Source organism: Burkholderia sp. SRS-W-2-2016 (genome assembly GCF_001931485.1).
Taxonomy (GTDB): Bacteria; Pseudomonadota; Gammaproteobacteria; order Burkholderiales; family Burkholderiaceae; genus Paraburkholderia.
This window is the reverse complement of sequence record NZ_MSDV01000088.1, coordinates 1-390: the sequence shown is the minus strand read 5'-3', so window position 1 is coordinate 390 and position 390 is coordinate 1. Positions and strand designations below refer to the sequence as shown.

The following is a 390-nucleotide window of genomic DNA, read 5'->3' as shown; positions in this document are numbered from 1 at the left end:
ACCGCGTCGTTGTTGTCGACGCCGTCGGCCACGTTCTTCAGGGCCACCGGAGCCGCGGCATTCGCACCGCCGAGGGTGACGCTGTTGTGCGAGGCCGAGTCATACATGACCGCATCCGACAGCGTCGCCTGCACGTTACTGATATCGCCAGCGTTCTTCGTCACCTGGTTGCCCAGGTCCGCCACGTTCTGGTTGGTCGTGTTCAGCTGTGCGCCATTGACCGCGTCCGTGCTAGCGGCCGACAGATCGCCCGCGGCAACGTTACTGATCTTCGTGCCGTTTGCGCCGCCCAGCGTGATTGCAGCCTTCGATACGTCGTCGTACGCAACCACGTTCGCCACCTGACCGTTGCCGTCGATCACGCCTGCGTTCTTCAACTGCGACACGTTC

The 390-nt window shown here is 63.1% G+C and carries 1 pseudogene; it reads right to left on the bottom strand.

The features are described from left to right. A pseudogene (locus BTH42_RS33790) lies at window positions 1–390 on the bottom strand (hypothetical protein); the annotation flags it as partial.